Source organism: Candidatus Eisenbacteria bacterium, from assembly GCA_005893305.1.
Classification (GTDB): Bacteria; Eisenbacteria; RBG-16-71-46; order SZUA-252; family SZUA-252; genus WS-9.
In genome coordinates this window covers 59,567-85,662 of sequence record VBOZ01000035.1, presented here as the reverse complement: position 1 = coordinate 85,662, position 26,096 = coordinate 59,567, and the positions used below count along the sequence as shown (strand labels likewise).

The window sequence follows — 26,096 nt, the reverse complement described above, 5'->3', positions numbered from 1 at the left end:
CGGTAGGGGGTGCGGGCCCGCGGGCTGCGATGCCGTTGCCTAGAGTGGCCAGGGCGACGGGCGCACTCGCCTCGTCGTGGATCCTTCGATCGCGTCCACCTCGGCGGAGCTCCCGAGCGCCTCCGCCGTCAAATATCCCATCCCGATTCCCTGGTCCGTGCCCGGCTCGGGCGCGGTGCTCGTGACATAGCCCGCCGCAACCCCTCCGGCGCGAAGCTCGGTGCGCGCCGCGATCGGCCTCCCGTCCCAATCGAAGCGGAACCCGACGCGGTGGCGCCGGACCTGGCCCCGGTTCGAAGTTCTGGCCACGATCTCCTGCCCCACGTAGCAGCCCTTCGTGAGCGAGATCGCGCCGGGGAAGCTCAGCTCGGTCGCGATCCGGTCGAGGTCGATGTCGATTCCCGTGCGCGGGATCCCGATCGCGAGCCGCCACGCCTCGAAGGAAGCGGGGTCGGCGAAGTGCTGGGAAGCAGCCCGCGGGCGGGCCGCCGCGGGGCCAGGCGGCGGAAGCAGGAACGAGAGGTCCTCCGATTCGATCGAAACCGCCCCGGGCATCGGTCCGGCGATCTCGCGCAGAAGCTGGCTCCGACTCGGGCCGGCGATCCCGATCAGAGGTGGCATCCCATCGGGCCCCTCGATCTCCACGTCTTCCATGATGCGGAATCGTTCGAAATGGGCGCGAAGCGAGGACCGCGCCCCTTCGTCGGAGATCACGAGCGCGCTGGAGCCTTCCTCGCCCAGCTCGACCCATGCGAGGGCGACCGGGCGTCCCTTCTCGTTCAAGAAGAAGGATGGGAGCGCGGCGCCCGCCCGCGCGGATTCGAGATCCTGGGACGCGAGGCCTTGAAGGAACGCGCGCGTATCGGGCCCGCGGAGCCGAAGAACCGTCCAGGCGGAAAGGTCGACCGAGCAGAACGACTCCCGCAGCGAGCGGTAGTCCGCGGCGGCGTCTCTTCTCGCACTTGTCGAAGATTCGTTCATGCCACAAGGATATCATTTTGCCGAATCGTGCTTGACACGGGGACATCTAAATCGTATATTTGCGATTAACGATCACAGGGAGGACCGCATGGCACCACAGGAAGCGCGAACGATCCGCCTCAACGTACGACCGGAGCGCCGGCGGCGAGGCTCCAGGGAGGACGTCGACCTGGCGAGGTTGGCCAAAGCGCTGGCACACCCGGCGCGTGTCGCGATCCTTCGCCTGCTGCTCACCCGGGGCGACTGCATCTGCGGCGACATCGTCGACCGCCTGCCCTGGGCGCAGGCGACGGTCTCCCAGCACCTCAAGGTGCTCAAGGAAGCGGGCTGGATCCAAGGGGAGATCGACGGGCCGCGCGTCTGCTACTGCGCGCAGCCCGAGGCAGGTCGAAAATTCACGGCGCTGTTGAAGGAGCTTACCCCCGGCCAAGAGAGGAGCGGGACATGAGCGGGACGACGGACATTCGGGACGTGGTACGAGAGAAGTATGGCGCGATGGCCGAAGGCGCCGGGAGCGGCGCGGGCTGCTGCGGACAAGGCGGCGGATGCGGATGCGGATGCCAGGGCGGCGCGACGGAGACGCTCGCCTCGCTCGGCTACACCGAGGAGCAGACGAAGGCGATTCCCGAAGGCGCGAACCTTGGGCTGGGATGCGGCAATCCGCTCGCCCACGCCCAAATCCGCTTTGGAGAGACGGTTCTCGACCTCGGCTCGGGCGCGGGGATCGACGCGTTCCTCGCCGCGCGGGAAGTGGGCGCCCGCGGGCGCGTGATCGGAGTCGACATGACCCCGGCGATGCTCTCCCGAGCGCGTGAGAACGCAGCCAAGGGCGGCTTCGCCAACGTGGAGTTTCGCCTCGGCGAGATCGAGCACCTACCGGTCGCGGACGCGACCGTCGACGTGATCATCTCGAACTGCGTCATCAACCTCTCCCCCGAGAAGCCGCAGGTCTTTCGCGAGGCGTGGCGGGCGCTCCGGCCGGGAGGGCGAATGGTGGTGAGCGACATCGTGCTGACGCGCGCCCTACCCGAAGAGGTACGGAAGTCGGTCGAGGCCTACGTCGGCTGCGTCGCCGGCGCCGCGCTCAAGGCGGACTACCTGCGGCTCGTCGCGGACGCGGGCTTCGAGGATGTCGAGGTCGTCGAGGAGAAATCGTACGGCGTCGGGACCGAGCTTCTTCCCGGCGCCGTGACGGAAGCCGGCGCGTGGGATGCCGTGCGATCCGTGAAGGTGCGGGCGAGAAAACCGAAGAACTAGCGGGCCGGAGCGCGGAGCGCCCGATCGAGAGCTACTTCTGTGGGCTGTCGCTTAGTGGGCCCGTACCCTAACGCGCCGTCACTTCAGAAGAACCAACTTGCCCGTGACGGTCCGTTCGATCGCCTCCACTCGGTAGACATAGACTCCGCTCGGTAGTGCCTCTTTGTCGAATCGGCCCGGAATTCTAACCGAATACAGACCTGCGTCAGCTGCGCGAGCGTTGATTAAGGTGCGCACTAGCCTACCCGAGATACTGAACAATTGTACTCGCAACGGTCCTGCCTTCGTGGTACGGACTTCGATCGTTGCGTTGGGGTTCGCTGGGTTAGGGGATATCGACACAGCGAAGGAAGGTGTGGCTGTCGCCAAGGCTTGCGCCGATTCGACCGCATCATGGGGTGATTGGAGCCCCCTGGCATCGGCCCAGTCGCCTGGTTGCTCGACTATGGGGGAACCAAGCTTTGTAGGATCCTCAGTGAATCGGAGGGTGTGGTCCCCGTCCTTGCCATCACATTGAGAACCGAAGGACGTGCCGGCTCCCCGCCAGACTGAGCTCGATGAGGCAAATGCGATTCTCGGATTTCCGCTCGTCGCTTTCAAGGTGAGCCTACCAAGTTTGTATTTGCCCGGAGGAAGGTAGCCAAGGCTCGCGAAGTTCTGATAGTAGTCAGTTGCATTCTCTAAAGGGCCAATGTGGAGAAACATCGCCGGGAGGAAATTCGTGTACTCGCCCCACTCAACGGTCCCACCCGAGCACCGCAGAATAAACTCGTAGGAATTGATACCGAAAGGGAGGGTCGCGCGCCCTCGACATTGGGCTAGGGAACCGTCCCCATTCCTGTCCGTTTGGAGCCAGACATCGATCGATGCGGTTCCTGTGGCGGCTATTCGGTCCGCCTGGTCGTTCCTACCGTCTCCATTTGCGTCGAGGAAGAGAAACTGTGCGAATCCTGCCGGAACAGCGACCGACAACACCCAGATTGCGGCGAGTATGAGTGAGAACATCCTCATTAGGTCCACCTTCCTTCCGAGAATCGCGGAAAAGCCCGCGGGGCGGTATCTATGGATTGTTTGGGTTCTCGCAAGCGTGGCCATAGTGGGCGGCGAATAGGTCGGCGTCACCCTTGCCTCCGATGATTCCATTATTGTCGAAATCAGCCCACCAAGTGCCAGTGGCCGCAGCGTTCGCGTCGACAAGGTCTACTATCTCGCCTTTACCAAGCTGAGTGCCAAGCCCCCCGCCAAGATCAAAGTTCCTAATACGAAGGACATAGCTGCCGTTCGCAGCGCCGCTGGTGAGTCGCCCCGAAAGACTCTGGCCAAGGACGAACACTTGGAGGTCTGTGTCGTAGTGGCCCCACTTTCGTGCCGGATCCCTGGTACCTACGCCCGGGCTTCCAGGGGTCTTTCCAGCGAACGTGATATAGGTCACTCCTTGGGCATCAGTCGGTGCGTCAGCCTCGATTGATCGAAGGTCCGGGCATTGGCTATACGCATATGTGGTGTTCGCGATAACAGAGTCCGCACCGTCTCCAATGAATCCCTGCGCGGGCGTACCTCCATTCAACAGGATGAATATGTCCGCTGCTTGTATCCCTGGAATGCCGGCCCCAAGGGCGTTTTTTACTACAACTTTGATCCGGGTATTCTGACCAAGAGTACCCGCTTGGAAAGTATCGTTGTTCGGACACACACGGAAGTACGTCAATGCTGGTGTGCCCTCAACTGGCGTGCCCACGGATCCTCTTTGGGGGACGTAGAATGAGTTCCCTACGTCGGGAACAGGCGCGACCTCGAGTGCAGACCAAGCAAAGGTGATAGAGCTGTCCGGGTGGACCGGATACCAGCGGCCGCTGCCATCCGGAACCTCGTACACGGCTGTCTCCAACGTGGCAAAGTTGGTACCGACAGCCGTTGGACCACACCACCTGAGGTCGGTGAGAATGCGATACGGGTTGTCGAATCGTTCGTAGCCGGTCGTGAGTTGCGCGCCACCGCGGCCCCATACGTTCGGTCCGTAGCCAATGTTTATGGACAGTCGCCTCTGGTGAATATTGTAGACGCCGGGCTGGACCGCGGGGACGCCAGGCCTCGAAGGTAGTCCCATCACAGTCACGCTGTTGTAGAAGAAATCGCCCACGACGGTTGCACTACCGGTTGTCACGCTCCCGTGAATGAGCTGATTCGGAGGCCGGAGCAGTGCGAGTGCTCGCGACGCATTGACCTTTCCCATACCGTACTCCGGATCAAATCCGCTCGTGCCGAGGTCGTCCGCCGAGAGGCGGATGAGGTTCTCCACGTCGTCTGCGTTGAGGCTCGCGTCCGCCGCGAGCAGGAGCGCCGCAACGCCTGAGACGAAGGGGGCTGCGAACGACGTCCCGGTAACGGCTGCGTACCCACCGCCTGATGTCGTTGTGAGAACACCCACCCCGGGCGCCACAACATCGATGTGGTTTCCCGTTGACGATCCTTCGCCTGTGGAACCATCAACCCATCTCTGCCCAGAACGATTGACGGCTCCGACCGCTATTATGCCGTTTCCATAGCCGGCGGGGAATTCGACCTGATTGGTGCCCGTATTCCCCATTGCACAGACTGTTACGCCGTTTCGACCGTGATGCTCTGCAAGGGCGGCTTTCACGAACGGATCCGGTGTGGGCACACCATTGACGCGCAGGCCCCAGCTTGCGTTAATCACTCTGGCACCTGCCGTTAGGGACACGAAGTCAATCGCGCTCTTGGTCGTGGAAAAGGATGTACTTCCCCCGCCGATCCGCGACACCAGCCCGCCAAGCCAGTCCACGCCAGCAATGCCGATTCCGTTGTTCGTCGCAGCTCCGATTATTCCGGCAATCGCGTAGGCATGCGCCGAGTCAGCAGTGGACCCATTCGTGCTGAAGACCCGCCCGGTCAGATCGGGGTGGCTGCTAGTGAACCCCTCATCGATAATCGCGGTTCTGACGACGGGGGATCCCGTCGTCGTTCCCCACGCCCAGGCCGCATTAATGTCTTGCTCTGGAGTTCCTGGTGCTGTGCTCCAGAGAGGCCACTCGGCGCCATTCTTGAACTCAGGATCATTCGGATAGATCGGAGCCGCAAACGACTGACCCATTCCATTTGGTCCCGCCAGTAACGTCGAAGTGCTGCTGCGCAGGCTTGTCAAGAAGGCGTCGATGTTAGTACCTACTGGCATGGTCAAGACCCACACCTTCGACCAGTCCATCAGACGGATCGGTTCGCCAGTGAAGGCAGTGCCGAGCGTGTCCGCTTGGTTGAATTCCGGAAACGCCCTGGCGACCTCTTCAACCCCGAACGACTCCATGATGTCCTCGAGATCGAGCGACGGATTGATTGCATCCGAGACGGTCCCCGAATCGACCGAATCAGGTAGAATTGTGGAACCTTCGGCGAATGTAGCGAGTACTTGACGTTCCCCGAGGGGTGGGGGCTGCCCCTTCGCCTTGGTGGCGTAAGTCAAGGTCAGGACGGAGGCGGCGACGATGCTGATTCGGAATAGTGGCGCGAACTTGAACATGCGGGATGTCCTCCATGGAGGATCGCAGTGCTTCTAAACAACACAGCCAAACGCGTGAGTCCGCCCTCATCGGGCGCCCCGCAAATGGAAGCTACCGGAGCAGGACCACCTTACCGACCAGGCGCCCAGCACCGGTCTGAACCTGGACGAAGTAAACCCCCGAAGAAGCGGGCGAGCCCCCTCTCCGGTTGCCATCCCAGAGGATTGTTCGATCGGACCCGACCCAACCCTTCTGTTCCCGGACGAGCGCTCCTAAACAGTCATAGATTCCGACATTGCTGGTGGATGCGACTGCGGGTGAAACGCGGATGATTACCGGTACTCTTCCGATCGGAGATTCCTGCCAGATAGATTGATTCCTGGGTGGCAGCACATTTACGACAGACTCTGCCCGGAAGGCATCACCAGCGCTGTCACAGCCTGCTATGGTCAGCATTTGATACCCAGGCCCGAGGGAGTTGAGTACCTCCCTATTGAACCTAACTTCGATTTCGCCGGCGAGGCTGTCAAGAACGGTTACATCTAGCGCTCGGCCGAGTAGCTGATTACCCCACAGTAGGCGGACGTTCCTCAGGTCAATCCGTACGTCGACTTCTGCCGGGAGGGAAACCTCGGCGAAAAGAATCGCCGGTCCGCTCCCCAGCTGAACGACTGACGGCCGGAACCCCACGGTGGCTGCATGGAAGGAGGTCCGGTTCCATGTGATGCTCACTGTGCTGCTATTCGTATTGACTACAATGATATCGAGTGTTTGATCGCCGTCAAGGTCTGCCGCAGCTACGCCGCTCGGGGAGGCCCCCGCGGGCAAGGTAGTGTAGCTCTGAATGTAGCCGCTCCCAGTACCTCCCATCACGGTGACATCATTCGAGGACCCATCGACGACAATCAAATCATTCCAGAAGTCGCCGTTCAGATCGGCAATGGTCACGTCAGCCTGATAGTTTCCGGCTGCAGTCGTCATCGTTAAGTCGAACGTGCCGTCGCTCTGCCCGAGCCCAAGTGACACCCCCGATGTTGCGAGTGAGTTCAGGACCGCCAAGTCTGCACGGCGATCACCATTCAGATCGTCGAGCGCCATCCGGCACGCGTTGGTCCCGTATACGTTGAGCGCCTGAATGGCTGGGGCAAAACTGCGACCACCCATGCCACGAAGTAGAAAAGTCGTGCTGTCGCCGCAGGACGCGACGGCGATGTCCTGGTGGCCGTCTCCATTGACGTCGCCGACAGCGAGACTCTTCGGACGAACAGGGGTTGCGATCGCCGAACGGCTCTGCATCGCGCGCGTGCCGTCGCCCCAAATGACCGACACGGAATCCTCGAAATCAGTGAGGAAAAGCACGTCCATTTGCCCGTCTTGATCGAGGTCACGGATTCTTATTTCGAATGGGTTCTGTGGCGCGGGTACAAAAGTTGGCTCCCCCAGCGTGTCTCCGGGCTGCCCCCAGAACACGGCCAAAAGAGCAAGTTCTGTGCAGCCTACGACCACGTCGGTGCGACCATCCCCATCGATATCGCCAGCGTCAATTCCAATCACTCTTGCTCCCACGTAACGCTCGGCCCGCTGGAATTGGCCCCCTCCGTCATTGCGTAGAATCGATATATCGAGCGACGTGGCGTTCGCGGTGACGATGTCAAGGTCTCCGTCGCCATCCAAATCGCTCACTGCCATCGAGAATGGATTGGTTCCTACCGTCAACGTGGTTGTATTGGAGAGATCACTACCGCACAGCATCTGAGCATGCGGCTTGGAGGTTGCTCCTGCGAGGTCCAGGAGGACAAGGAGAAGCGAACCTAAACGGACTCCGATCCTCCACCGCCCCTTTGCCAACTCGCTCGAGTTTCCGGGTAGCACGGATTCCTTCTTTCGAATAGCTCTTCCGACGGGACAAAGGCCCCTGCTGTGGCCGAACCATTAGGGAAGGGGCTCCGTCTGGCCGGCTACAGATCAAGTAATTAATGGGCGGACCTACGATGCGGAAGGCGGGGATCGGCTGCCTCTCTTGTCTCCCAGCTCGGCGACGAGCCAGGTACCCAGTGAGGCAACATGGCCACGCTGCTCCTTCTCTGGTCCCTAGTCAAGATTAAATGTCGGACCGCAAACGTCTCGCTGGCGCCTCACATTTGCGTCTTTCGTCTTAAAGAGCGCACTCCCCATTCTCGTCGATTGCAGAGAGCCAGAGTTGGAAGAGGGCCGACCTTCGCGCCAACGCGTTGAAGGCCACGTGCATCGCGCGGAGTTCAGATCGGCCCGTCGCGGCGCTCGTGGGGTGCCCACAACGCCGCGACACGTCGCAAAATGCGCGAGACCGCGGCAATCAAAACGCGGCGGTACGACGGGCTTACCGACACGAAGACCAACCCACGCCTACGTTCCCTCCACGGGGATCCGAGGTGGGGTGCGCTCCTGGGGAAGCTGGGTTCCGGGGAGCGAGGCTGATTTCCAAGGGGGCTCTTAGGCTCCCCCGCTACTCCCGAACGGTCGTCTTCCCGTCTTTATCGTAGACGATCACGCTGTGGACCGGGACCGCGCCGCCTAGCTTCGCGCGGCCCCCCAGGAACGCGATCTCGACGATGAACGCGAAGCCGACGGGCACGCAGCCGAGCGCGCGAACCATCGCGAGGGCCGCAAGCGCGGTCCCGCCCGTCGCGATGACGTCATCGGCGATCAGGACGCGCGTTCCCGGCCGCAGGAGGTCGCGGTGCGACTCGAGCGACGCGCGGCCGTACTCCAGCTCGTAGTCCTCGCGGTGCGCCGAGGCGGGCAGCTTTCCCGGCTTTCGCGCGAGGACGATCCCGACGCCCCACCGCGCCGCCAGCGCGGCAGCCACGAGAAATCCGCGCGCTTCGATCCCGAGAACCAAATCCGGCGGCTTCGCGTCGAACGGTCTCGCGAGCGCGGCCACGGTGCGCGACCACGCGGGCCCATCGGCCCAAAGCGGCGTCAGGTCTCGGAAGAGGACGCCCGGCTGTGGCCAGTCGGGAACCGGGCGGACCCAGTCCGCCAGTGCGGCCGACGTCGATTCAGGCGGTTTCCATTCCACGGCCGCCACCCTACCAACCGAACGCTTCCGCTACAATCCCGCCGATGAAGATTCTCGTAGCGGGCTCGAGCGGGCTGGTCGGCTCGGCCCTGCTTCCCCACCTCGTCTCGCAGGGGCATCACGCGGTCCGTCTCGTCCGCGGACGGCCCGCGCGCGGCGACGCCGAGGTCGCGTGGGATCCCGATGCCGGCTCCATCGACTCCGCACGCCTTCACGGGATCGACGCCGTGGTGAACCTCGCGGGCGCGACGATCGCGCGATGGCCCTGGACCGCGGCGCACAAACGGCGCGTCCTCGAGAGCCGGGTTCGCTCGGCCGCGCTGCTCTCCCGTGCGATCTCGGAGCTCAACCCGGCCCCGCGCGCGTTCGTCTCTGCGTCCGCGGTCGGGTTTTACGGGGACCGCGGCGATGAGGTCCTCCGCGAGGACGCGGCGCCAGGGCACGATTTTCTCGCCAGGGCCTGCGTCGCGTGGGAGGCGGCCGCGGCCTCGGCGCGAAACGCGGGCATCCGCGTCGTGGCGCCGCGAATCGGGATGGTTCTGAGCGGCACGGGCGGCGCGCTCGGCCCGCTCCTCATCCCGTTCCGCCTCGGACTGGGCGGCACGATCGGAAGCGGTCGCCAATACGTGAGCTGGATCGCGCTGGAGGACCTTGTCGAGATCCTCGACCAGGCGATCGCCCGCGAGGATTGGAGCGGTCCTTTGAACGCGGTCGCCCCGTCGCCCTCCACGAACGCCGAGTTCACGAAGACCGTCGGGCGCGTGTTGAACCGCCCGACGCTCCTGCCGCTCCCGGCGTTCGCGGCGCGCCTCGTGCTCGGGGAGATGGCGGACGCCCTGCTCCTCGCGAGCCAGCGCGTCGAGCCCGCGCGCTTGCAGGCATCGGGATTCCAGTTCCGGTTTCCGACGCTGGAGGGCGCGCTCCGGAGCGCCGTGGGAGCGGCCCCGCTACCGGCGTCACGGTACGGGTGATATTCTGGGGCCGATGGCGAAGAAGCGGCTCCTCATCCTGGGCGGCGGGTTCGCGGGGCTCGACGTGGCCCGCGCGGTCGGCCGCTCCCGGGCGGCGCGCGACTACTGGGACGCCCTCGTCGTCGACAAGGAGAACTTCTTCCAATTCAATCCGCTCCTTCCGGCCGTGGCCGTGGGGTCGGTGGAGACGAGGCACATCGTCTATCCGCTCCGCGAAATGGCCCGGCATCGGCGCATCCGGTTCCACAAGAACAAGGCGACGCGGATCGACCTCGCGAGGCGCGAAGTCCACCTCCACAACAACATCGTCGAGCCGTTCGACACGCTGGTCATCGCGATGGGGAGCGTCACGAATTACTACGACGTCCCGGGAGCCGAGGAGAACACGCGCCCGTTCAAGACCATCGTCGACGCGATGACGCTCCGCGCGCGCGTGGTCGAGCTGTTCGAGATGGCGGAGCAGGCCGAGACGGATGCCCAACGCCGGAGGCTCCTCACGATCGCGATCGTGGGCGGCGGCGTCACCGGCGTGGAGGTCGCCGCCGAGCTGATCGAGATGGCCCGCGAAACGCTTCTCCCGCGTTATCCCAGCATTCGCGCCGACGACATCTCGGTCACCATCTTCGAGGGAGGAGATCGTGTCGTCCCGACCGCGCGGCCGGAGCATTCGGCCTACGTGCAGCGCTTCCTCGAGCGGCGCGGCGTGGGCGTCCAGCTCCGCGCCATGGTGGAGCGCGTGGAGCCGAAGCGTCTCCATCTCGTCGGCGGGCGCTCGAGCGACGCGTTCACGATCATCTGGACGGCCGGAGTCCACCCGCCCGCGCTCGTGCGGGACCTCCCGCTCCTCAAGGCATCGGGCGGGCGCATCCGCGTCGATAAATATCTTCACCCGCTCGATGCGAGCGAACAGCCCGTGGAATCCGCCTACGTTTTGGGCGACTGCGCCGCGGCCCTGCGCCCCGACGGCAAGTACCAGGCCGCCCTCGCGCAGACCGCCATCGACATGGGGAGCTACGTGGGAGGGTCGCTCGCGCGGGAAGCGGAGGGAAAATCGATCGCGCCGTACCGCTCGAAGGAGAGCGGATACATCATCTCCTTGGGACAGCACAGCTCCGTGCTCGAGCTCTTCGGCATTCCCCTCTCGGGCAAGCTCGCGTGGTTGGTCTGGGCCGGCGCGTATCTCATCAAGATGGTGGGAATCCGAAAGCAGATTGAGGTCGGGATCGACCACCTGACCCACATGCTCTTCGAGCACGACACCTCCCAGATCTTGAATCGGCGCCAAGTCCTTACGGACGAAGAGCTAAACCTCTCCCTCGCCGCCCGAGAGGGAGAGGAACCGAGGAGCCAGGAACGGGTAGTATCATGAGGTTGCACTGGCCAGGCGGGCTGAGTACCCTCGATGGGTCCGACTACATTCGGGGATTCGCGCAATCGCGCGACCCCAGGCCGGGGCGAAATCCAAGGAGGGTCTCAATGAAACGGTTCTTAGGTCTGCTGTCGCTTGCGGCAGGGCTCGCTCTTGTCGTATTCACGATCGCCAGCGCGGAGGAAACGAAGGCAGCGCCGGAGAAGAAGGCCGCCGAGGCAGCCGCCAAGTCCGTGACGGTGTCGGGCGAGATCGTCGACATGGCCTGCTATATGGGCCACGGCGCGATGGGCGAGAAGCACAAGGAGTGCGCCGTGACCTGCGTCGCGGCCGGCTCGCCGATGGGGCTCCTGACCGACAAGGGCGTGCTCTACGTCCTCCTCCCGCCGCACGAGAACAAGGACGGCTACAACAAGGCGAAGGAATTGGCGGGCGACAAGGTCGAGATTACCGGGATGCCGTCCACGCGGAACGGAACGAAGGCGATCGAGGTCGCGTCCGTCAAGCCGATGGCAGCCCCAGCAGCTACTTCCTCGAAATAACCGAAGATCGCGCGTGGAGCGCCGCGAGGCGTTCCACGCGTTCTTCCTTGTGAAATCCAGACTCTTCCTCATCACCGTGCTCGTGGCCCTGGCCGCGGGCATCGGTGTTGCGTTCTTCGTGACCCGCCCGCGGCTCACCGCCGCCGAGCGCGGGCGCCGGATCGCCGAGGCGAACGGTTGCTTCGCCTGCCACGGCCCCGAGGGAATCCGAGGCGCTCCCAACCCCGGCCGCTCCGAGGGAAAGGTGCCAAATTACGAGGGCTCCCTCATGATGTACGCTGAGACTGCTGAGCTGAGGAGATCCGCGACTGGATTGAGGACGGCGGCACCAAGTCCAGGTTCCAGAGCTCTTCGTGGCTCGCCGACCGCAAGCACGGCGTCCTCCGAATGCCCGCCTTTGGCGAGCGTCTTTCGAAGGGCGAGATCGAGGACCTCGTGGCCTTCGTGATGGCGAGGGCCGGCATGCCCGCGCCGGAAGATTCGCTCGCGCTATACGGCCGCGATCGGGCGGAGGCGCTCGGCTGCTTCGGGTGCCACGGCGCGGGCGGCCGCTTCGCCCGCCCCAATCCGGGCTCGCTCAAGGGCTATGTGGCATCGTGGCAGACCGCTGATTTTCCCGAGCTGGCGCGGGACAAGGCGGAGTTCAAGGAGTGGGTGGAAGAGGGAGTGGCGCGCCGGTTCCGGGAAGATCGGATCGCGAAGTTTTTCCTGAGCGTGCCGCCGCTCCACATGCCGGCGTACCGCGACCATCTGGAAGCAGGGGACATCGACGCGCTCTGGGCCTACGTGACGTGGCTTCGCGCCGGCGGAGCCAATCCCCGCTAAGGCTTCGTTCCCCGCGCTACGGCTTGTTCCCCCCGCTAAGGCTTCGTTCCCCGGATGAGCAGCTCGTCGAGGTAGAAGCGAAGCGCGCCGTGCTTCTCCTCAGGGCATAGCGCGAAGCGAGCGCGGTTCGGCGCGTCGGCCAGCATCGCCCGAAGGTGCTCCTTCGTCTTCGCGTCCACCGACATCATCCCGGTCCACACGTCGAAATCGCGCGCCTTCCGGAAGAACTCGACGTGGAGCGTGGTGAAGCCCGCCTGCTGAAAGAACCGAAGCCAGTCCGATTCGGCATAGGACCAATTGTGGCTGGGATCGCGAGTTTTCTCGAAATTGTTGATGAATTCGGCGGCGGTCCGGTCCTCGGGCACCATGTTGTCGATCACGACCGCCAAGCCGCCGGGGCGGACCACGCGGAATAGCTCCCGCACGAACAGCCCGACGTCCGGGAAGTGGTGCGGCGCGATGCGGCACGTAGCGAGATCGAATTCCGAATCCGTGAACGGGAGCGCGGTCGCGTCCGCCTCGCGGAATTCGACGTTCTTCGCGCCCTTCGATTGGAGAAAGGCGCGGGCCGCCTCCAGCATCTGCGGGGTGAGATCGGTCGCGATGACTTCCCGGACGTAGGGCGACAGGGCGAGCGCGGTGTGCCCGCCTCCCGTCGCGACGTCCAGAACGCGCCACTCCGGCCGCGGCGCCGTAAGGGAGATGAGCCGGTCCAGGCTCTCGCCCTTCGCGTGGTGGACGCTCTTGACGTATTCCTCGGCGTGGGCGCCGAATTGGCGCTTCGCGATGTCGCGATTGTCGGTCACCAGCGTGACGCTACTTCTTCTTGGCCCGTGGTCGGCCGCCGGCGCGGCGGGTCACCTTGGCGCGCGCCCGACTGGTCGCCTTCCCGCGCGCCCGTCGCGCGACCCCACGTTTCCCGGTGGCACGCCTCGCCGCGGCGCCGCGGGCAACGCGACGAGCGAGAACGCGGAGCTTGCGCCGCGCCTTCTTCGCGCTCACGCCCCGCCGCTTCTTCCGCCCTTCGCCCGTCACCAGAGCCCTCAGCTCGCGAACGCCCTTTCCGCGGATCTCGCGCCACGTCTTGAGCGCACTCCGCCGCGGCCTGGTCCTCCCCGACTCCCAGCCCATGATCGTCTGCGGCGAGACGCTCAAGAGCTTCGCGTAGATCCGCCGGCTCATGCCGAGCTTACTCCGGTGCCGCTTCACCCACGCGGGCGAGAAGCGAACCTGCTTGGCGGACTCTTCGTCCGACCCGGCGGGTGCGCCTTGGCCGCGCTTCCCGGCCTGCTTCGTCCGGGACTCCAGCTCCCGAATGCGGCGGCGCGACTCCGCGACGCGACGCCGCATTGAATTGACGTGCTTCCTGAGCGCGGCGATCTCCTGCCTCGTCTCTTTCCGCGCCAGACGGCGAATCTCCGCGCGCAGTACCCCCATCACATTCGGCATGCTGTCCTCCTCACGGTCGGGTCAAACTTCGGCGGATCTCACCGTTCATAAAATCGTTCGTTGCCCAGCGCCATGCGCTGAAGTCTTCCGCAGGGGCCGGCGGTCGCGCCCTCCTGCTGTCGTCTCGCCAAGCGATCGACGATCGTCGAGATCCCGACCGTATCCCCGTGCCGGAGAAGCCCGCCGCGAAACGGCGGGAACCCGGTTCCAAAGACCATCGCCAGATCGACGTCTTCGGCGCGCGCCACCACGCCCTCATCGAGCGCGATCGCGGCTTCATTCACCATGGCGTCGATCAGCCGGTCGCTGATCTCCTGGGACGGCGTCGGGGTTGTAGAAGTCGCAACCGCCTGGAGCGCCGGATTGACGTCCTTGCGCTGCCCCTTCTCGTATCGGTAAAAGCCGAGCCCTGACTTCTTCCCAAGCGATCCGGCTGCGACGAGACGCTCGATCAGGCCGATGCTCGCCATGCGGCCCCCGAACGCCTCCTCCAGCACGTGTGCCACCTTCCGAGCGACATCCAGCCCGATCTCGTCGAGAAGCTCGAGCGGCCCAAGCGGCATTCCGAAGCGGCGAAGCTCGGCGTCGATAGTCCGGATCGCGTTGCCGCGCTCGACAAGACCCACGGCCTCGCTCAAGTACGGCATGAGCACCCGGTTCACGAGGAACCCAGGCGCGTCGTTGACGAGAACGGGGGTCTTCTTGAGCCGCCGCGCGAGCGCTAAGACCGTGTCGAGCGCGTCCCTCTCGGTCCCGTCGCCGAGAATGACCTCGACTAGCGGCATCCGGGTGGCGGGATTGAAAAAGTGCATTCCGACGACGCGGCCCGGGCGCTTGAGGCCGCGCGCCATCGCGCGGACGGAGAGCGACGAGGTGTTCGTGGCCAGCACGCAGGTCTCGGGTACCTGCGCCTCGACTTCTTTGAGGAGGGCCTGCTTCACCGAGAGGTCCTCGACGACGGCTTCCAGCACGAAGTCGATGCGCTTGAGCCCGCTCAGATCGAGCGCGGGCTCGATCCGCGCCATGCCGCGCCGCACTTCGGCCGGCGTCAACCGGCGGCGCGAGACCTCGCGCTCGAACAGGGAGCGCGCGTGCGCGAGCGAGTGGAGGATCGGCTCGGGCTTCACATCGCGGAGCCGGACGTGCACGTCGCTCTGGCTCAGCAGATACGCGATCTCGCCGCCCATGACGCCCGCGCCGAGCACCGCCGCCGATTCGACCCGGTGTGCATCGGATGCCGGCGGGACGCGCTTCGCCTCTTCCCCCAGCATGAAGAGGCGCCTCAGGTTGATCGACTCCGCGGTGAAGAGGAGCCGCGCGACCGCCTTTCGCTCGATCCGAAGGCCGTCCGTGAGGCGCATGCCATACGTCGCACCCAAAACGCGGATGATCTCGAAGGGCGCGGGGTAGTGCCCGTGAGTCTGCCGCTCGACGCTCTTTCGCGCCTGGTCGAGCGCGAAAGCGCGGAACGGCGGGATGCTCTGGAGCACGCGGTGGACGAAAGGCGGCCCCCGCCGCTTGAGCGAGCGAGGGTTCGCGAGGAGCGATTCTGTCCAGGCGAGCGCCCGATGGGCGAACCGCTCCTTTGGGAGCACCTCGTCGACCAGGCCGATCTTGCGGGCGCGATACGGATCGAGCGCGCGGCCCGAGAGGATCAGGGTCAGCGCCTGTACAAAACCGACGAGGCGCGGAAGCCTCTGGGTTCCTCCGAACCCCGGCATGATTCCCAGCTTGACCTCGGGGAGACCGATCGAGGTCGAGCGATTGTCGGAGGCGATCCGGTAGCGGAACGCGAGCGCCAGCTCCGTCCCTCCACCGAGGCAGGGCCCGTCGATCGCGGCGACGGTGGGATACGGAAGCTGCGCGATTTCCTCGAAGAGCTGCTGGGCGTCTCGCGCCTTGGCTTCCGCCTCTGCCGGACCCTCGAGCCGGTCGAACTCGGCGACGTCCGCGCCCGCGATGAACTGGCCATCCTTCCTGGACGCGAGAATGAGCGCCCGTGGGACGGTGGTCCGGGCCTTGAGGGAGGCGAGCGCCTCACGGAGGACGTCGAGGCTCGCGGAATCGAGCAGGTTTACCTTCCGCGCCGGGTCGTCGAACCAGAGGATGGCGATCCCCGACTGGAGCGCCTCCAGCCGAAACGGCGGCTCCCAGGGCGCGGTGGTGTGCTCCTCCTCGAAGAGGGTCATGTTCACGCTGGGCTCGCTCACGCGACGCGCTCCAAGACGAGCGCCCCACCCTGGCCGCCCCCGACGCAGAGCGCCGCGAGTCCCAGCGGGATGTTCCGATGCCGCATCTCGCGCAGGAGCGTCAGAACGAGACGCGTCCCCGACACCCCGACCGGATGCCCGATCGCGATCGCGCCGCCATTGACGTTGAGTAGCGCGCGATCAATTTCGCCGATCGGGCCGTCGAGTCCGAGCTTTTCGCGGCAATATTTCGCGGACGCCATCGTGATCTCGACCGCGATCACCTGCGCCGCGAACGCCTCGTTGATCTCGATCAGGCCGATCTCCGAGAATCGAACCCCCGCGCGCCGGAGCGCGATCGGCGTGGCGTGCGTCGGCCCGAGCCCCATCCGCGCGGGGTCGAGCCCGACGAACGCGGAGCCGCGGATGCGACCGACCGGCTTCAAACCCAGCGCGCGCGCCTTCTCCTCCGAGGCCACGAGGATCGCCGCAGCGCCGTCCGTGATGCCGCAGGAATTCCCCGCGGTGACCGTCCCGTTTCGGCGATCGAAGTACGGCTTGAGCTTCGCGAGCGCCTCGAGCGACTGATTCCGCCGCGGACCGACGTCTTCGAGCACGGCTTGCTTGTAAGGCGGGGCGAAGACCGGAACGATCTCCTCCGCCATCCGGCCCGCATCCATCGCCGCGACCGCGCGACGGTGGCTCTGGAGGGCGAAGTCGTCCTGGGCTTCGCGGCTGATGCCGTACTCGCGGGCGAGCAGCTCCGCCGTCTCTCCCATGTTGAGGCCCGAGACCGGATCGGTGAGCCCTTCCAGGAGCGCTATGCGAGGCTTCAAATCCTTCGGCCGCACGGAGGCGATCGCCGCGACCTTCTCGCCGATCGATTTGGCGCGCGCGAGGCGCTCGAAGGTGCGCGTCATGCCCTCGCTCAGATAGAGCGGGATCTGGCTCATCGATTCCGTGCCGCCCGCGACGATCAGCTCGGCGGCTCCGGACGCGATCCGCTCGTGGGCGTCCGCGATCGCCTCCATGCCCGAGGCACAATTTCGCTGAACCGTTACGGCGGGGACGCGTTCGGGGATTCCGGCGAGCAATGCAACGACGCGGGAGATGTTTGTGGAGTCGGCAGGCTGAGCGACGTTGCCGAAGATGACCTCGTCGACTTCGTTCGGGTCGACGCCGTGCCGCGCGAGAAGCTCGGCGACGGCAACCCGGCCCAGCTCTCGAGCCGGCGTCGATGCGAGCGCCGTCCCAGCCTTGGCGAACGGCGTCCGGAACCCATCCATGAGCACCACGTCCCGCATGATCTACACGCTCAGCAGAGTGGCGGGCTACTATAGTAGGTAGTCACCAGTTAATGGAGTGTGTCACAGTGAGCGTAGGAGGTCAACGGATGGACGTCCGAACAATTCCCGAGCTGCTCCAGCACGCGCTCAAGACGCATCGCAAGACGGACGCGTTCTTGATAAAGCGGGGCGGCCGTTGGGAGCCGGTTCCCATGGCTTCGGTGATCGGGCAGGTCGCGTCGCTGTCCTCCGCGCTTCGCGCTCGGGGAATCGCGGCGGGCGATCGGGTCGCGATCTTGGCCGAGAGTCGCCTGGAGTGGGCGATCGCCGACATGGCCGTTCTCTGGCTCGCGGCGGTGACGGTTCCGGTCTATCACTCGCTTCCCTCGAACCAAGTCGCGCCGCTTCTCCTCGATTCCGCATGCGTGGGGATCTTCGTCTCGACGCGCGACCAGAAGGCGAAGGTCGAGTCGGTTAAAGGACAGCTCCCCTCCCTCAAGTGGGTCTGGTGCTTCGACGAGGAGGCGCTCCCCGAGGCGAGCGGCTCGGGCGAAGAGCTGCCGGACGCGCCGGTCGGGCCCAACGTCGTGGCGACGATCATCTACACCTCGGGCACGACCGGCGTACCGAAGGGCGTCATGCTCACGCACGGGAACATGGCGACCGAAGCCGTGCTGGCGCTCAAGGCCATGACGATCCTCACGACGGATGTCTACCTTTCCCTTCTCCCGCTGAGCCACGTCTTCGAGCGCTGCTCGGGCCTTTACACGATGATTCTCGGAGGCGCGACCATCGCGTACTCCGAATCGCTGGACAAGGTGCCGGCGAATCTCCTGGAAGTGCGGCCGACCATCGTGATGGCGGTCCCGCGCTTCTACGAGAAGCTCGCCGCGCGCGTGTTCGAAGTTGCCGAGGCGGCAGGGTTCCCGCGCGCGAACATCGCGCGGTGGGGCCGCAAGGTCGGGATCGAATGGGCGGAACGGACCGACGCGCGCCAGCAGATTCCCGGACCGCTCGCGCTCGCGCATTCGATCGCGAACGTGCTCGTCTACTCCGTGATCGCCAAACGCTTGGGCGGTCGTCTTCGCCTCCGCGTCTCCGGAGGAGCCGCGCTCCATCGCGACGTTGCCCTCTTCTTCTATGGCGCGGGCCAACCGATCTTCGAGGGTTATGGACTCACCGAGACTTCGTCCGCGATCAGCGTGAACCGCTTCGGCCGATTCCGGATCGGTACTGTGGGTCCGTTGTTCGACAGGATCGAGATCAAGATCGCGGAGGATGGCGAGATATTGGTGAGCGGCCCCGTCGTGATGAAAGCGTACTGGAACCGGCCCGCCGAAACAGCCGAGGCGATCCGCGAGGGGTGGTTCTATACGGGTGACATAGGCACGATGGACCCGGACGGGCACCTTCGCATTACCGATCGCAAGAAAGACCTCATCGTCACGTCGGGCGGCAAGAAGGTCGCGCCCCAGCCGATCGAGAACGCGCTCAGGAGCTCGCCGAAGATTCGCGAAGCGCTCGTGCTGGGCGACGGGAAGAAGTTCATCGCCGCGCTCATCGTGCCCGCCCCAGGCGTGAAGCGCGAGGAGATCGCGGCCGAGGTGGAGCAGGTGAACAGCACGCACGCCTCGTTCGAGAGGATCAAGCGGTTCGAGCTGATCCCCGATGATCTGACGATCGAGAACGGCTTCCTCACGCCCTCACTAAAACTGAAGCGCAAGGCGGTGGCCGAGCGTCATCACGATCTCATCGCGCGCCTTTTCGAGGGGGCGTGACGTTCTGAGTCGCGCCGCGATCGCGCTGCTCATCCTCTCTCTCGTCGGCGTTTCTGGAGCGACCGCACTCGTCACCGCGGGCGAGCGCACCACCGCGCCGACCGCACCAAGGCGTAGCCCGGGAGCGACAACGGTGGAGCGTCGCCCAGCGACGGAGCGCCCCCTCACCGCCACCGACGTGGTTCTGGACGTTTCTCCCGCGACGCGGGTGCTCTCGCTCTGGAAACTCGGCGGGCGCAAAGGGCGCCCTGGCGGCGTCACGCGCGCCGAAGCGCATAAGATTGCTCGGACCCTTCCGTATCAAACCCTTCGCGTCTTCCTGCGAGAGCAATTCAGGTGCGCTCCCTCTGAAGAGGAAGTTGCCCGCGCGATCGAGCTTCCCGATTCGGGAATCTGCGGCTTTGGGATGGATCCCGCCTACAAGAGCCGCGATTCGATCGCCGCGGTCGCGGGAGCGGTCTCCTCGCGGAGAGCAACTCTAGCCTCGCAAATCGCCGGCGACGCCGCCCGATATCTCCCCGAAGCGCGTTCGTGGAAGAAAGTCAGGGTCTGGTTCGTGATCGCAAGCCAGACCATGTTCGACGCGGTGTCGCTTCGCGCGAGCGCGGACGGCGATTCCGTCCCCACGATCCTGATCAACCTGACCGATGTCTTGTCTTACGGAAACACGACCGCGGAGCGCCTGGAAACTTTGGAGCACGTTCTCGCTCACGAGGTGTTTCATGCCGGACTTCACCAGGCCGAGGTAACGCTTCCCGGGTGGGACGACTATCGCGACAACTCTCTGTCCGATTTCGCATACGTCCGCAGGGTGATGCTGGACGAGGGCATCGCGCACTACATCGACTGGCGCGAGCGCCCGGGAGCCGACACATTGTTCACATGGAAACCCAGCTCGCGGGAGACCTTCGCGTTCTCTCAGTTGGCAACCGCGTGCAGGAGGCTGAGGCAGCCCGGCGCGGCGCGCGGCGATCTAATCGAGATCCTTCAGCTCGCCGGAAGCGGACCCCTCTGGAGCAAATATGGTGCGATCAGCGGCATGTTCGCGGCGCACCGGATCGAGGTGGCGCTGGGGAAAAAGGTGCTCAGGCAGGCCATCGAGGCCGGGCCGGACGAGTTTCTGAAGACCTACCGCCAGGTCGCCCGTCGAAACCCGGGGTTGAGCGGAATTCCTGTCGAGTTAATTACGCTGCAGTAGGTTGTAGTCTTTTGAGCCCTCCGCGGCGCCTGCGGAATTTTCCTCCAAGGCTGGTTCATATAAACCAACGAGTTAAGGCATTCCCCCGACAAGGCTTAGTCCAATTTCCAGAATCAAAACACCGCTTCGCCCCTCGATCTGACCCTCAATCCTCCGCTCCCCGTCCCACCCGCAAGAAGTGGCTAAAAAATAGCCACTCGCTCTGGCCACTAAGTCTCTCCTTTTCAGCGCCTTACCGCCGCGGCTCGGATCCGGACCACTGTTCCCCAACGACTGGCCCCTGGCCCTTGGGTTGCCCTACTCACTGGCCAGAAGTGGGGCTGGTTCTTGGACGGAACGACGCAAGGAGGTTCAGATGGAACGCACGAGGGGAATGAAAAAGGGACTCAGGCTGGCGGCGGTGAGCTTCTTCTTGTTCGCGGCGCTGCTCTCAACCGGCTGCGGCCAGAACGCTCTTATGAACCCTTTGCCGGATAGCGCGCAGAGTGGAACCACGATCGCCAGTCCCGCGGGTAACGATCTGAAGCCTGCTGGCAACGATCTGAAGCCTGCCGGTAACGACCTCAAGCCGTAACTCGAGCTACTTACGATGCGCGTTCGAGGAGGCGGCGAGCATGGGCGGTCTGAAGGTAGCTACGGCGATGTTCAGGGCTGAGGCGGTCTGCGACTTCTCTAAGCCTCCTCAGGGCATGAGCGTATCGCGCCGACGCTCCCCGGGTGTCAGCGTCCAATCTTGCGAGTTCGCCAAGGACGTAGCTCAACTGCCAACTGAATTCAACAGCTCCAGACTCCTCCGCCTTACCAAGCGCGTTGAGGAGCAGATCCCGGTGTTCCCGATCATCAGTCCCGTTTGCCAGGATGACCTCTGCAATAACGACGGCACCGTGAAGGTAGACAACCAGAGCATGGGCGCGGTCGGCTTCGACCGTAATGCGCGTCACGTCCATCAGGCTGAATCGCGGATCCTGCTTTCGGAAGTGGAGGTCCTGCATTTCGATTTGGACCCCCGGTAGATCCTCCCAATCCTGGGTACGTAGAAGCACCTCCCGCGCTCGAATAAGCAACACCTCGGCCTTCTCAAAGCCTCCCTTCGCCATGCAGACGCGAGCTTGAAGCCAGTCCAGTCTCGGTCTTACGTCATCAAACCCCTGGTCTCGAATACGCTCTATCGCCGAAAGAGCGAGCCGGTCCGCGTCCTCATAGGCTCCGATGTAGAAGTGAGCGAGGGCCTCCAGCTCCTGACATTTGGCGATTTCGTGGAGGTTTCCGATCTTCTCTGCGGCGCGATATGCCTCGCGCGCCCGCTCGATTGCCTCCTCATACCGACCTAGCAAAGTCAGATTCACTGATGCCCCTGCGCACGCACTGAGGGCCTCAAACACGTTTCCCGTTCGACGACCCCATTGAGCAGAGAGCTCGTGCTGGTCGACCGCCTCCCGAAATCGGCCGAGTCCGTAAAGTATTCCGGCGCGATTCGAGAGGGTTCGGGCCTTGAATGCGTCGATTCCGCCCCTCTCTGCGCATCGCCAAGCCTCATCAATCCAACTTAGGGCCTCCTGGAACTCGCCCAGGTAGTACGTTGCTGTCGCGAGCGCGTTGGCCAATCTCATTCGCCAAAAGTCGCCGGGTTGAAGCTCTAGCGCCCTCGTCAGAAGTTGACGGGCACCTGCACGATCACCCGAGAGGATTAGCGCCGAGCCCAATGGATATGAGAGGGCGGCTCGCTCGTCGTTCATGGTCAGCCCACCAAAGTCTCGAGCGAGTACCGCGCGAAGCCGGCTAATTGCTGCGGACCTCGCGGCCTCGTCCCCGTGCCGCCAATCGATCTCCGCAAGGTCAGCGTGGGCGCGGAGCGAAGCGGAGAGGTCGCCAGCCTCCTCCGCCAGTTCGACGGCGCGCGATAAATAGGTTCTCGCTTCGGTCATTTGGCCTTGAGACGTTCGTATCGTACCCAAGAGATGAGCCCGCCTCGCGAACTCCGGTATCGCGCCACGATCAGAATTCCAAAGGCCGGGACTTTCCAAGACCTGACTGGCTCCTTCGTCATCCGCCGACTGGTGCAGCGCCTCAGCGATGATCAGGGCGCCGCGTCGAGATGCCGCTACGTCCTTCCTCCCCTCAGCGATGCTGAGGCAGCGCTCCGCGCGTTCACGTGCCTGTCGGAAGTCGCCTCGCGCCATGCTTTGCTCTGCGGCCCACAATCCCTCGTCGAGCGTCTCTCCCCCCGATCCGATCGTCAGGAGAACAGTTGCCCGCTCTTCCCTCGAGAGCGCGCCAGGGCAGAGCGACACCAGCTTCTCGAGTACCGCATTTACCTGCCGATGATCCGTGAGCTCGCTGACCGTCGCGGTGTTCGTCTTGATCCAACCTCTCGAAGCAAGGTCCGACAGTCTGTCGCCAGAGCCTGGGAGAACAGCCTCAATGCACTCTTCCGCCAGACCATTGGGAAATTGACAGAGGAGGGCGAGCAGGGTTTGTTGATTCTCCCCGAGATGCGACCAAGCGAGGGTCCATCTGCTGGCCGCACCGAAATCAGCGAGGCTGCGGAGCTGCTCGGTCTCCCTGAATCGCCACTTTCCCGCGCTACGCTGGAGAACGCGACGATCAACGAGATCCGCCAGTAAGGCTCGGAGTGCCCTCGGTGCCCCGCCCGTGATTGAGCTGATTCTTTCACGGACCTCCGGCTGAAGGGCTGACTGGCCCAATGTGCCCTCGATGAAGTCCTCGATTTGGTCTGGGAGCAAAGGGGTGATCGCCATGCATCGCTCGAATTCCTCACCATCGGAAGCCGGCGCGTGTGTTTCGATTGCGAGCAGAAGATTGCATGGGCTCTGGTGCTCAATGCGAAGAGCCCACAAATACCTGGCGAGATTCCTGACGAAGTCGATCGAGTGCGGTGCGTCGCCAACGTGAGTCTCGAAGAGGAGTAACACGGGCCCATGCTCAGACGTCTCCAAGAGCTTCGGCGCAAGCGACGAAATGCTTCCTGATCGGAAACCGTCCTCCATGCGCGCTCCCCCATCCGTCAGCGACGAAAGAACCCTCTCCACGCCTACCTGTGGTGGGTTGGGAACGATCGCAACCCTTCCTCCGTACCCCAGAACATGTTGAGAAAATTCCTCTAGGAGGGCTGACTTGCCGACCCCAGGAGGGCCGGACGCGTGGACGAGTGTGGGGGCGTCCGCCGAACCCGTCCGGAGCATTGCTTCGAGCGTCGCAAGCTCCTGGTCTCTCGCAACAATCTTCCCACCCAGGATCTCGCCGGCGCGATCGGTGATCCCGAGATCATCCATCATCTCGTCGGCGTACTTGTGTCTCAGCGCGGGACTCCGATCAATTGCTCGCATCACAGCGCGCTCAATATCCGGAGGGACCCGGATTCCATGCACGCCTGGGGACGGCACCCAACCCTCGAGTTGACCCGAAACGACGTCTCGTACCGTGCGCCCAGCAAACGGGTGCTCGCCGACAAGCGCTTCGTACGCGAGGACAGCGACCGAGTAGAGATCGCTCTTCTCGTCTGCGTTCGAGCCCTGCCAGACTTCCGGCGCGACATAACCAGGTGTTCCAGCAGACCCAACGCCCTCGCCCATGTTCCCGCCCATACCCACGTCGACAACCTTGACGACCTCACCTCGACCTAGGAGGATGTTTCCGGGCTTCAAGTCCCCATGGATCTCCCTGTGGGAGTGAAGATGGGCGATGGCGCGCAGGACTCCGGCCAGGATTCGCCGCACCTCTTCGGCCGATTGAGGCGCGCCCATGCGACTACCCCAATCTCCTCCCTCGATCAATTCCATCGTGTAGTAGGCGTCTCCCGAGGGGATAGTGCCCCAGTCGAAGACGTGGATCAGGTTCTCGTGACGGATTTGACGGAGGGTGTCGAACTCGCGGCGCAGCCAGGTCGACTCGACGGGACTAACGAGCTTCAGGGCAAGCTCGAGATCGCGGATTGAATCGTGGACGCGATAGACGCGCCCGGACCCGCCCGCACCCAGCAGGGAGCGAACGGTGTAACGGGGCGAAAGGCTAGGAGTCTTCATCGACTTGCCGCGCGTCCCCATCACGCCCGGATATTACGGCGGGGGATCAGGTTGTAGAACTGGTTCATCCAACATCGACGTGTCAGGATGCCGAGAGCCCGACTAGGAAGAGGGGTTCCGGCTGTGGGAGATTTCGCTTGCCACGGTATCCGTAAATACTGTATAGTCTTGGGGGTTTCCTCTCCCTTGACGCTGCTCGGGGGTGCAAGGACCATGAGTCTACTACGTCGCAAAGACATCCAGCTCTCCCATCCTCCCAAGCGCTTTATTGTCGTTACGCTCCAGGATGTTCGTGATCGGAATCATACTGTGCGGACGGGAAAGTCCACAGCGGCCGTCCCCCCGGCCGGAGGAATCGCCGGTTCAGACGCAGAGGTTGGAGTGCCATGAAGGCATTGATCGCAATCCGTATTCGGCGCCTCGGCTTCGCCATTCTCATTACCGCGAGCTTCAGTTGCGTGCTGGCTTTTGCTTCTCCTCGTTGGTCGGTCGCGAAGACAAGGCCGCCAATCGAAATGGGAGATCCAGACGCCACAGGGAATCAGGCCACCGTCCCCGGGCCACCCACCAGCATCGCGGCTACTAAACCGTCAATGAGTGTCATTGTCTCTAGCTACATTCGAGCGCCAAAGAGCGTTGGATTAACCTTGGTCGGGTTGACTGTCCGCCGCTACCTCTCATTCTGGTTCCGGGGCTTGTTGTGAGATTTTGCCCCTCGCTAGCTCATCGCCTTATGGAGCGGGCAATTCCGGCCTGATCATGAGCAGCCTCAGCCGTGAACTTATCGACTCGGCCGTAGCTCTTATCTCAGTTGGGCGGCAAGAAGACGCACTCCACATTCTTTGCAGCACACAATTGTGGTCGGATTCTGGTGAGCCGTCATTGGTGGAGGAAGCCCTCGCGCTGAGATTGAATTGTCTCCACGATACCGGGCGATGGGAGGAGTTGACTTCGCTCGGCTCCGCTCTAATCCCACGACTGTCACGTGATCGCTTGTCGAGATCCCTGTGCACTGCACACGCGGTATTAGGCGTGGCGCAGCTTCGCCTCGGTAACCTCCGTAGAGCTGAGGAGCACATCCGCGCTGCCATCCACGTCTCGATCTGGGATCTCGCCGACCGCGAGGAAGCCCTCCGACACCAGCGGCAATTAGTAGTTTTGTTCAAGAATCGAGGTCTATGGGCGCTGGCGCGATTTGAAGCCGAGAGCGCGATAATTACGGCCGACGAGATTGGGTGTGATAAGGAATCGGGAGGACTCCGAATTAACCTGATTGTCACGCTTCTAAAATCAGGCCCTCTTTCCAAGATCCCTGCGTTGCTCGATGAGGCTCAAGCGCTTGTCGCACGCGCCGGCAACAGCTTGTGGTCTGCCCTCGTCCACCTCCTCCGCGCCCGCTACCTCGTGTTGACCCACCACCCCGCCCAGGCCCTCGAAATCCTAACGCCGATCCTTGCCACGACGCGTGAGCAACGATTCTCTCGAGAAGAGGCGATCTGCCTTGAGTACATGGGCGATTGTCATCTCTTGCAGAAGGAATTCCGGCAGGCGCTGGATCACTATAATGCCGCCCTCAAGATCGCCGAGGCAACCGCTCCGAAGGGCGATTTGATTCCTTAGCTGGGCTACCGC

At 63.8% G+C, this 26,096-nt stretch carries 20 protein-coding genes; 10 read left to right on the top strand and 10 right to left on the bottom strand.

Annotated elements, in window-relative coordinates:
- Positions 1-39: 39 nt before the first annotated feature.
- Complete coding sequence (locus tag E6K79_11620; protein ID TMQ62897.1) at positions 40-981, bottom strand: hypothetical protein; 942 nt, start codon at positions 979-981, stop codon at positions 40-42.
- An 88-nt stretch (positions 982-1,069) separates the two neighbouring features.
- Here E6K79_11620 and E6K79_11615 point away from each other — a divergent pair, with 88 nt between their 5' ends.
- Entirely contained in the window at positions 1,070-1,429 is a 360-nt protein-coding gene (locus tag E6K79_11615; protein TMQ62896.1) for a winged helix-turn-helix transcriptional regulator, read from the top strand.
- The gene (gene arsM / locus E6K79_11610; GenBank protein ID TMQ62895.1) at positions 1,426-2,238 is read left to right on the top strand and encodes an arsenite methyltransferase; all 813 of its coding nucleotides are present in this window, start codon (positions 1,426-1,428) and stop codon (positions 2,236-2,238) included. Before E6K79_11615 ends, arsM begins: the two co-directional genes overlap by 4 nt.
- Positions 2,239-2,316: 78 nt before the next feature.
- Here arsM and E6K79_11605 read toward each other — a convergent pair whose 3' ends face one another.
- From E6K79_11605 to E6K79_11590, 4 genes are all read right to left on the bottom strand, one after another.
- On the bottom strand, positions 2,317-3,381 hold the full coding sequence (locus E6K79_11605; protein TMQ62894.1) for a T9SS type A sorting domain-containing protein: 1,065 nt from the start codon (positions 3,379-3,381) through the stop codon (positions 2,317-2,319).
- Positions 3,299-5,773 carry a hypothetical protein gene (locus tag E6K79_11600; GenBank protein TMQ62893.1) on the bottom strand — a complete coding sequence of 825 codons (2,475 nt, stop codon included), beginning with the start codon at positions 5,771-5,773 and terminating at the stop codon, positions 3,299-3,301. The genes E6K79_11605 and E6K79_11600 overlap by 83 nt, the downstream gene beginning before the upstream one ends.
- Before the next feature lie 91 nt (positions 5,774-5,864).
- Entirely contained in the window at positions 5,865-7,625 is a 1,761-nt protein-coding gene (locus E6K79_11595; GenBank protein TMQ62892.1) for a hypothetical protein, read from the bottom strand.
- Positions 7,626-8,238: 613 nt separating this feature from the next.
- On the bottom strand, positions 8,239-8,814 hold the full coding sequence (locus tag E6K79_11590) for an adenine phosphoribosyltransferase (GenBank protein ID TMQ62891.1): 576 nt from the start codon (positions 8,812-8,814) through the stop codon (positions 8,239-8,241).
- 44 nt (positions 8,815-8,858) lie between these two features.
- On the opposite strand from E6K79_11590, the gene E6K79_11585 reads away from it, so the two are divergent.
- From E6K79_11585 to E6K79_11570, 4 genes are all read left to right on the top strand, one after another.
- Positions 8,859-9,785: a TIGR01777 family protein gene (locus tag E6K79_11585; protein TMQ62890.1), complete on the top strand. Its 927-nt coding sequence runs from the start codon at positions 8,859-8,861 to the stop codon at positions 9,783-9,785.
- Positions 9,786-9,798: 13 nt separating this feature from the next.
- Positions 9,799-11,154, top strand: coding sequence for an NAD(P)/FAD-dependent oxidoreductase (locus E6K79_11580; GenBank protein ID TMQ62889.1), 1,356 nt, complete (start codon positions 9,799-9,801; stop codon positions 11,152-11,154).
- 107 nt (positions 11,155-11,261) lie between these two features.
- Positions 11,262-11,696 (top strand): hypothetical protein, encoded by a 435-nt coding sequence (locus E6K79_11575; protein ID TMQ62888.1) that lies wholly within the window; start codon positions 11,262-11,264, stop codon positions 11,694-11,696.
- 387 nt (positions 11,697-12,083) lie between these two features.
- A complete protein-coding gene (locus tag E6K79_11570) occupies positions 12,084-12,521 on the top strand; it encodes a hypothetical protein (GenBank protein ID TMQ62887.1) in 438 nt (145 codons plus the stop codon).
- Positions 12,522-12,556: 35 nt separating this feature from the next.
- On the opposite strand, the gene E6K79_11565 is transcribed toward E6K79_11570, so the two are convergent.
- The 4 genes from E6K79_11565 to E6K79_11550 are packed head-to-tail and all read right to left on the bottom strand — an operon-like array spanning position 12,557 to position 17,463.
- A complete protein-coding gene (locus E6K79_11565; protein ID TMQ62886.1) occupies positions 12,557-13,330 on the bottom strand; it encodes a methyltransferase domain-containing protein in 774 nt (257 codons plus the stop codon).
- A gap of 7 nt (positions 13,331-13,337) precedes the next feature.
- Entirely contained in the window at positions 13,338-13,970 is a 633-nt protein-coding gene (locus E6K79_11560) for a hypothetical protein (GenBank protein ID TMQ62885.1), read from the bottom strand.
- A gap of 38 nt (positions 13,971-14,008) precedes the next feature.
- Positions 14,009-16,180, bottom strand: coding sequence for a hypothetical protein (locus E6K79_11555; GenBank protein TMQ62884.1), 2,172 nt, complete (start codon positions 16,178-16,180; stop codon positions 14,009-14,011).
- On the bottom strand, positions 16,177-17,463 hold the full coding sequence (locus tag E6K79_11550; GenBank protein ID TMQ62883.1) for a thiolase family protein: 1,287 nt from the start codon (positions 17,461-17,463) through the stop codon (positions 16,177-16,179). Before E6K79_11550 ends, E6K79_11555 begins: the two co-directional genes overlap by 4 nt.
- Before the next feature lie 53 nt (positions 17,464-17,516).
- Here E6K79_11550 and E6K79_11545 point away from each other — a divergent pair, with 53 nt between their 5' ends.
- From E6K79_11545 to E6K79_11535, 3 genes are all read left to right on the top strand, one after another.
- A complete protein-coding gene (locus tag E6K79_11545; protein ID TMQ62882.1) occupies positions 17,517-19,223 on the top strand; it encodes a long-chain fatty acid--CoA ligase in 1,707 nt (568 codons plus the stop codon).
- Positions 19,224-19,356: 133 nt separating this feature from the next.
- Positions 19,357-20,421, top strand: coding sequence for a hypothetical protein (locus tag E6K79_11540; GenBank protein ID TMQ62881.1), 1,065 nt, complete (start codon positions 19,357-19,359; stop codon positions 20,419-20,421).
- A gap of 373 nt (positions 20,422-20,794) precedes the next feature.
- Positions 20,795-20,995, top strand: a complete 201-nt coding sequence (locus E6K79_11535) for a hypothetical protein (GenBank protein TMQ62880.1) — start codon at positions 20,795-20,797, stop codon at positions 20,993-20,995.
- A 10-nt stretch (positions 20,996-21,005) separates the two neighbouring features.
- Here the strand turns inward: E6K79_11535 and E6K79_11530 are convergent, their stop codons facing one another.
- Positions 21,006-24,488, bottom strand: coding sequence for a hypothetical protein (locus E6K79_11530; GenBank protein TMQ62879.1), 3,483 nt, complete (start codon positions 24,486-24,488; stop codon positions 21,006-21,008).
- A 1,008-nt stretch (positions 24,489-25,496) separates the two neighbouring features.
- Between E6K79_11530 and E6K79_11525 the strand changes: the two genes are divergently transcribed.
- Complete coding sequence (locus E6K79_11525) at positions 25,497-26,084, top strand: hypothetical protein (protein TMQ62878.1); 588 nt, start codon at positions 25,497-25,499, stop codon at positions 26,082-26,084.
- Positions 26,085-26,096 lie beyond the last annotated feature (12 nt).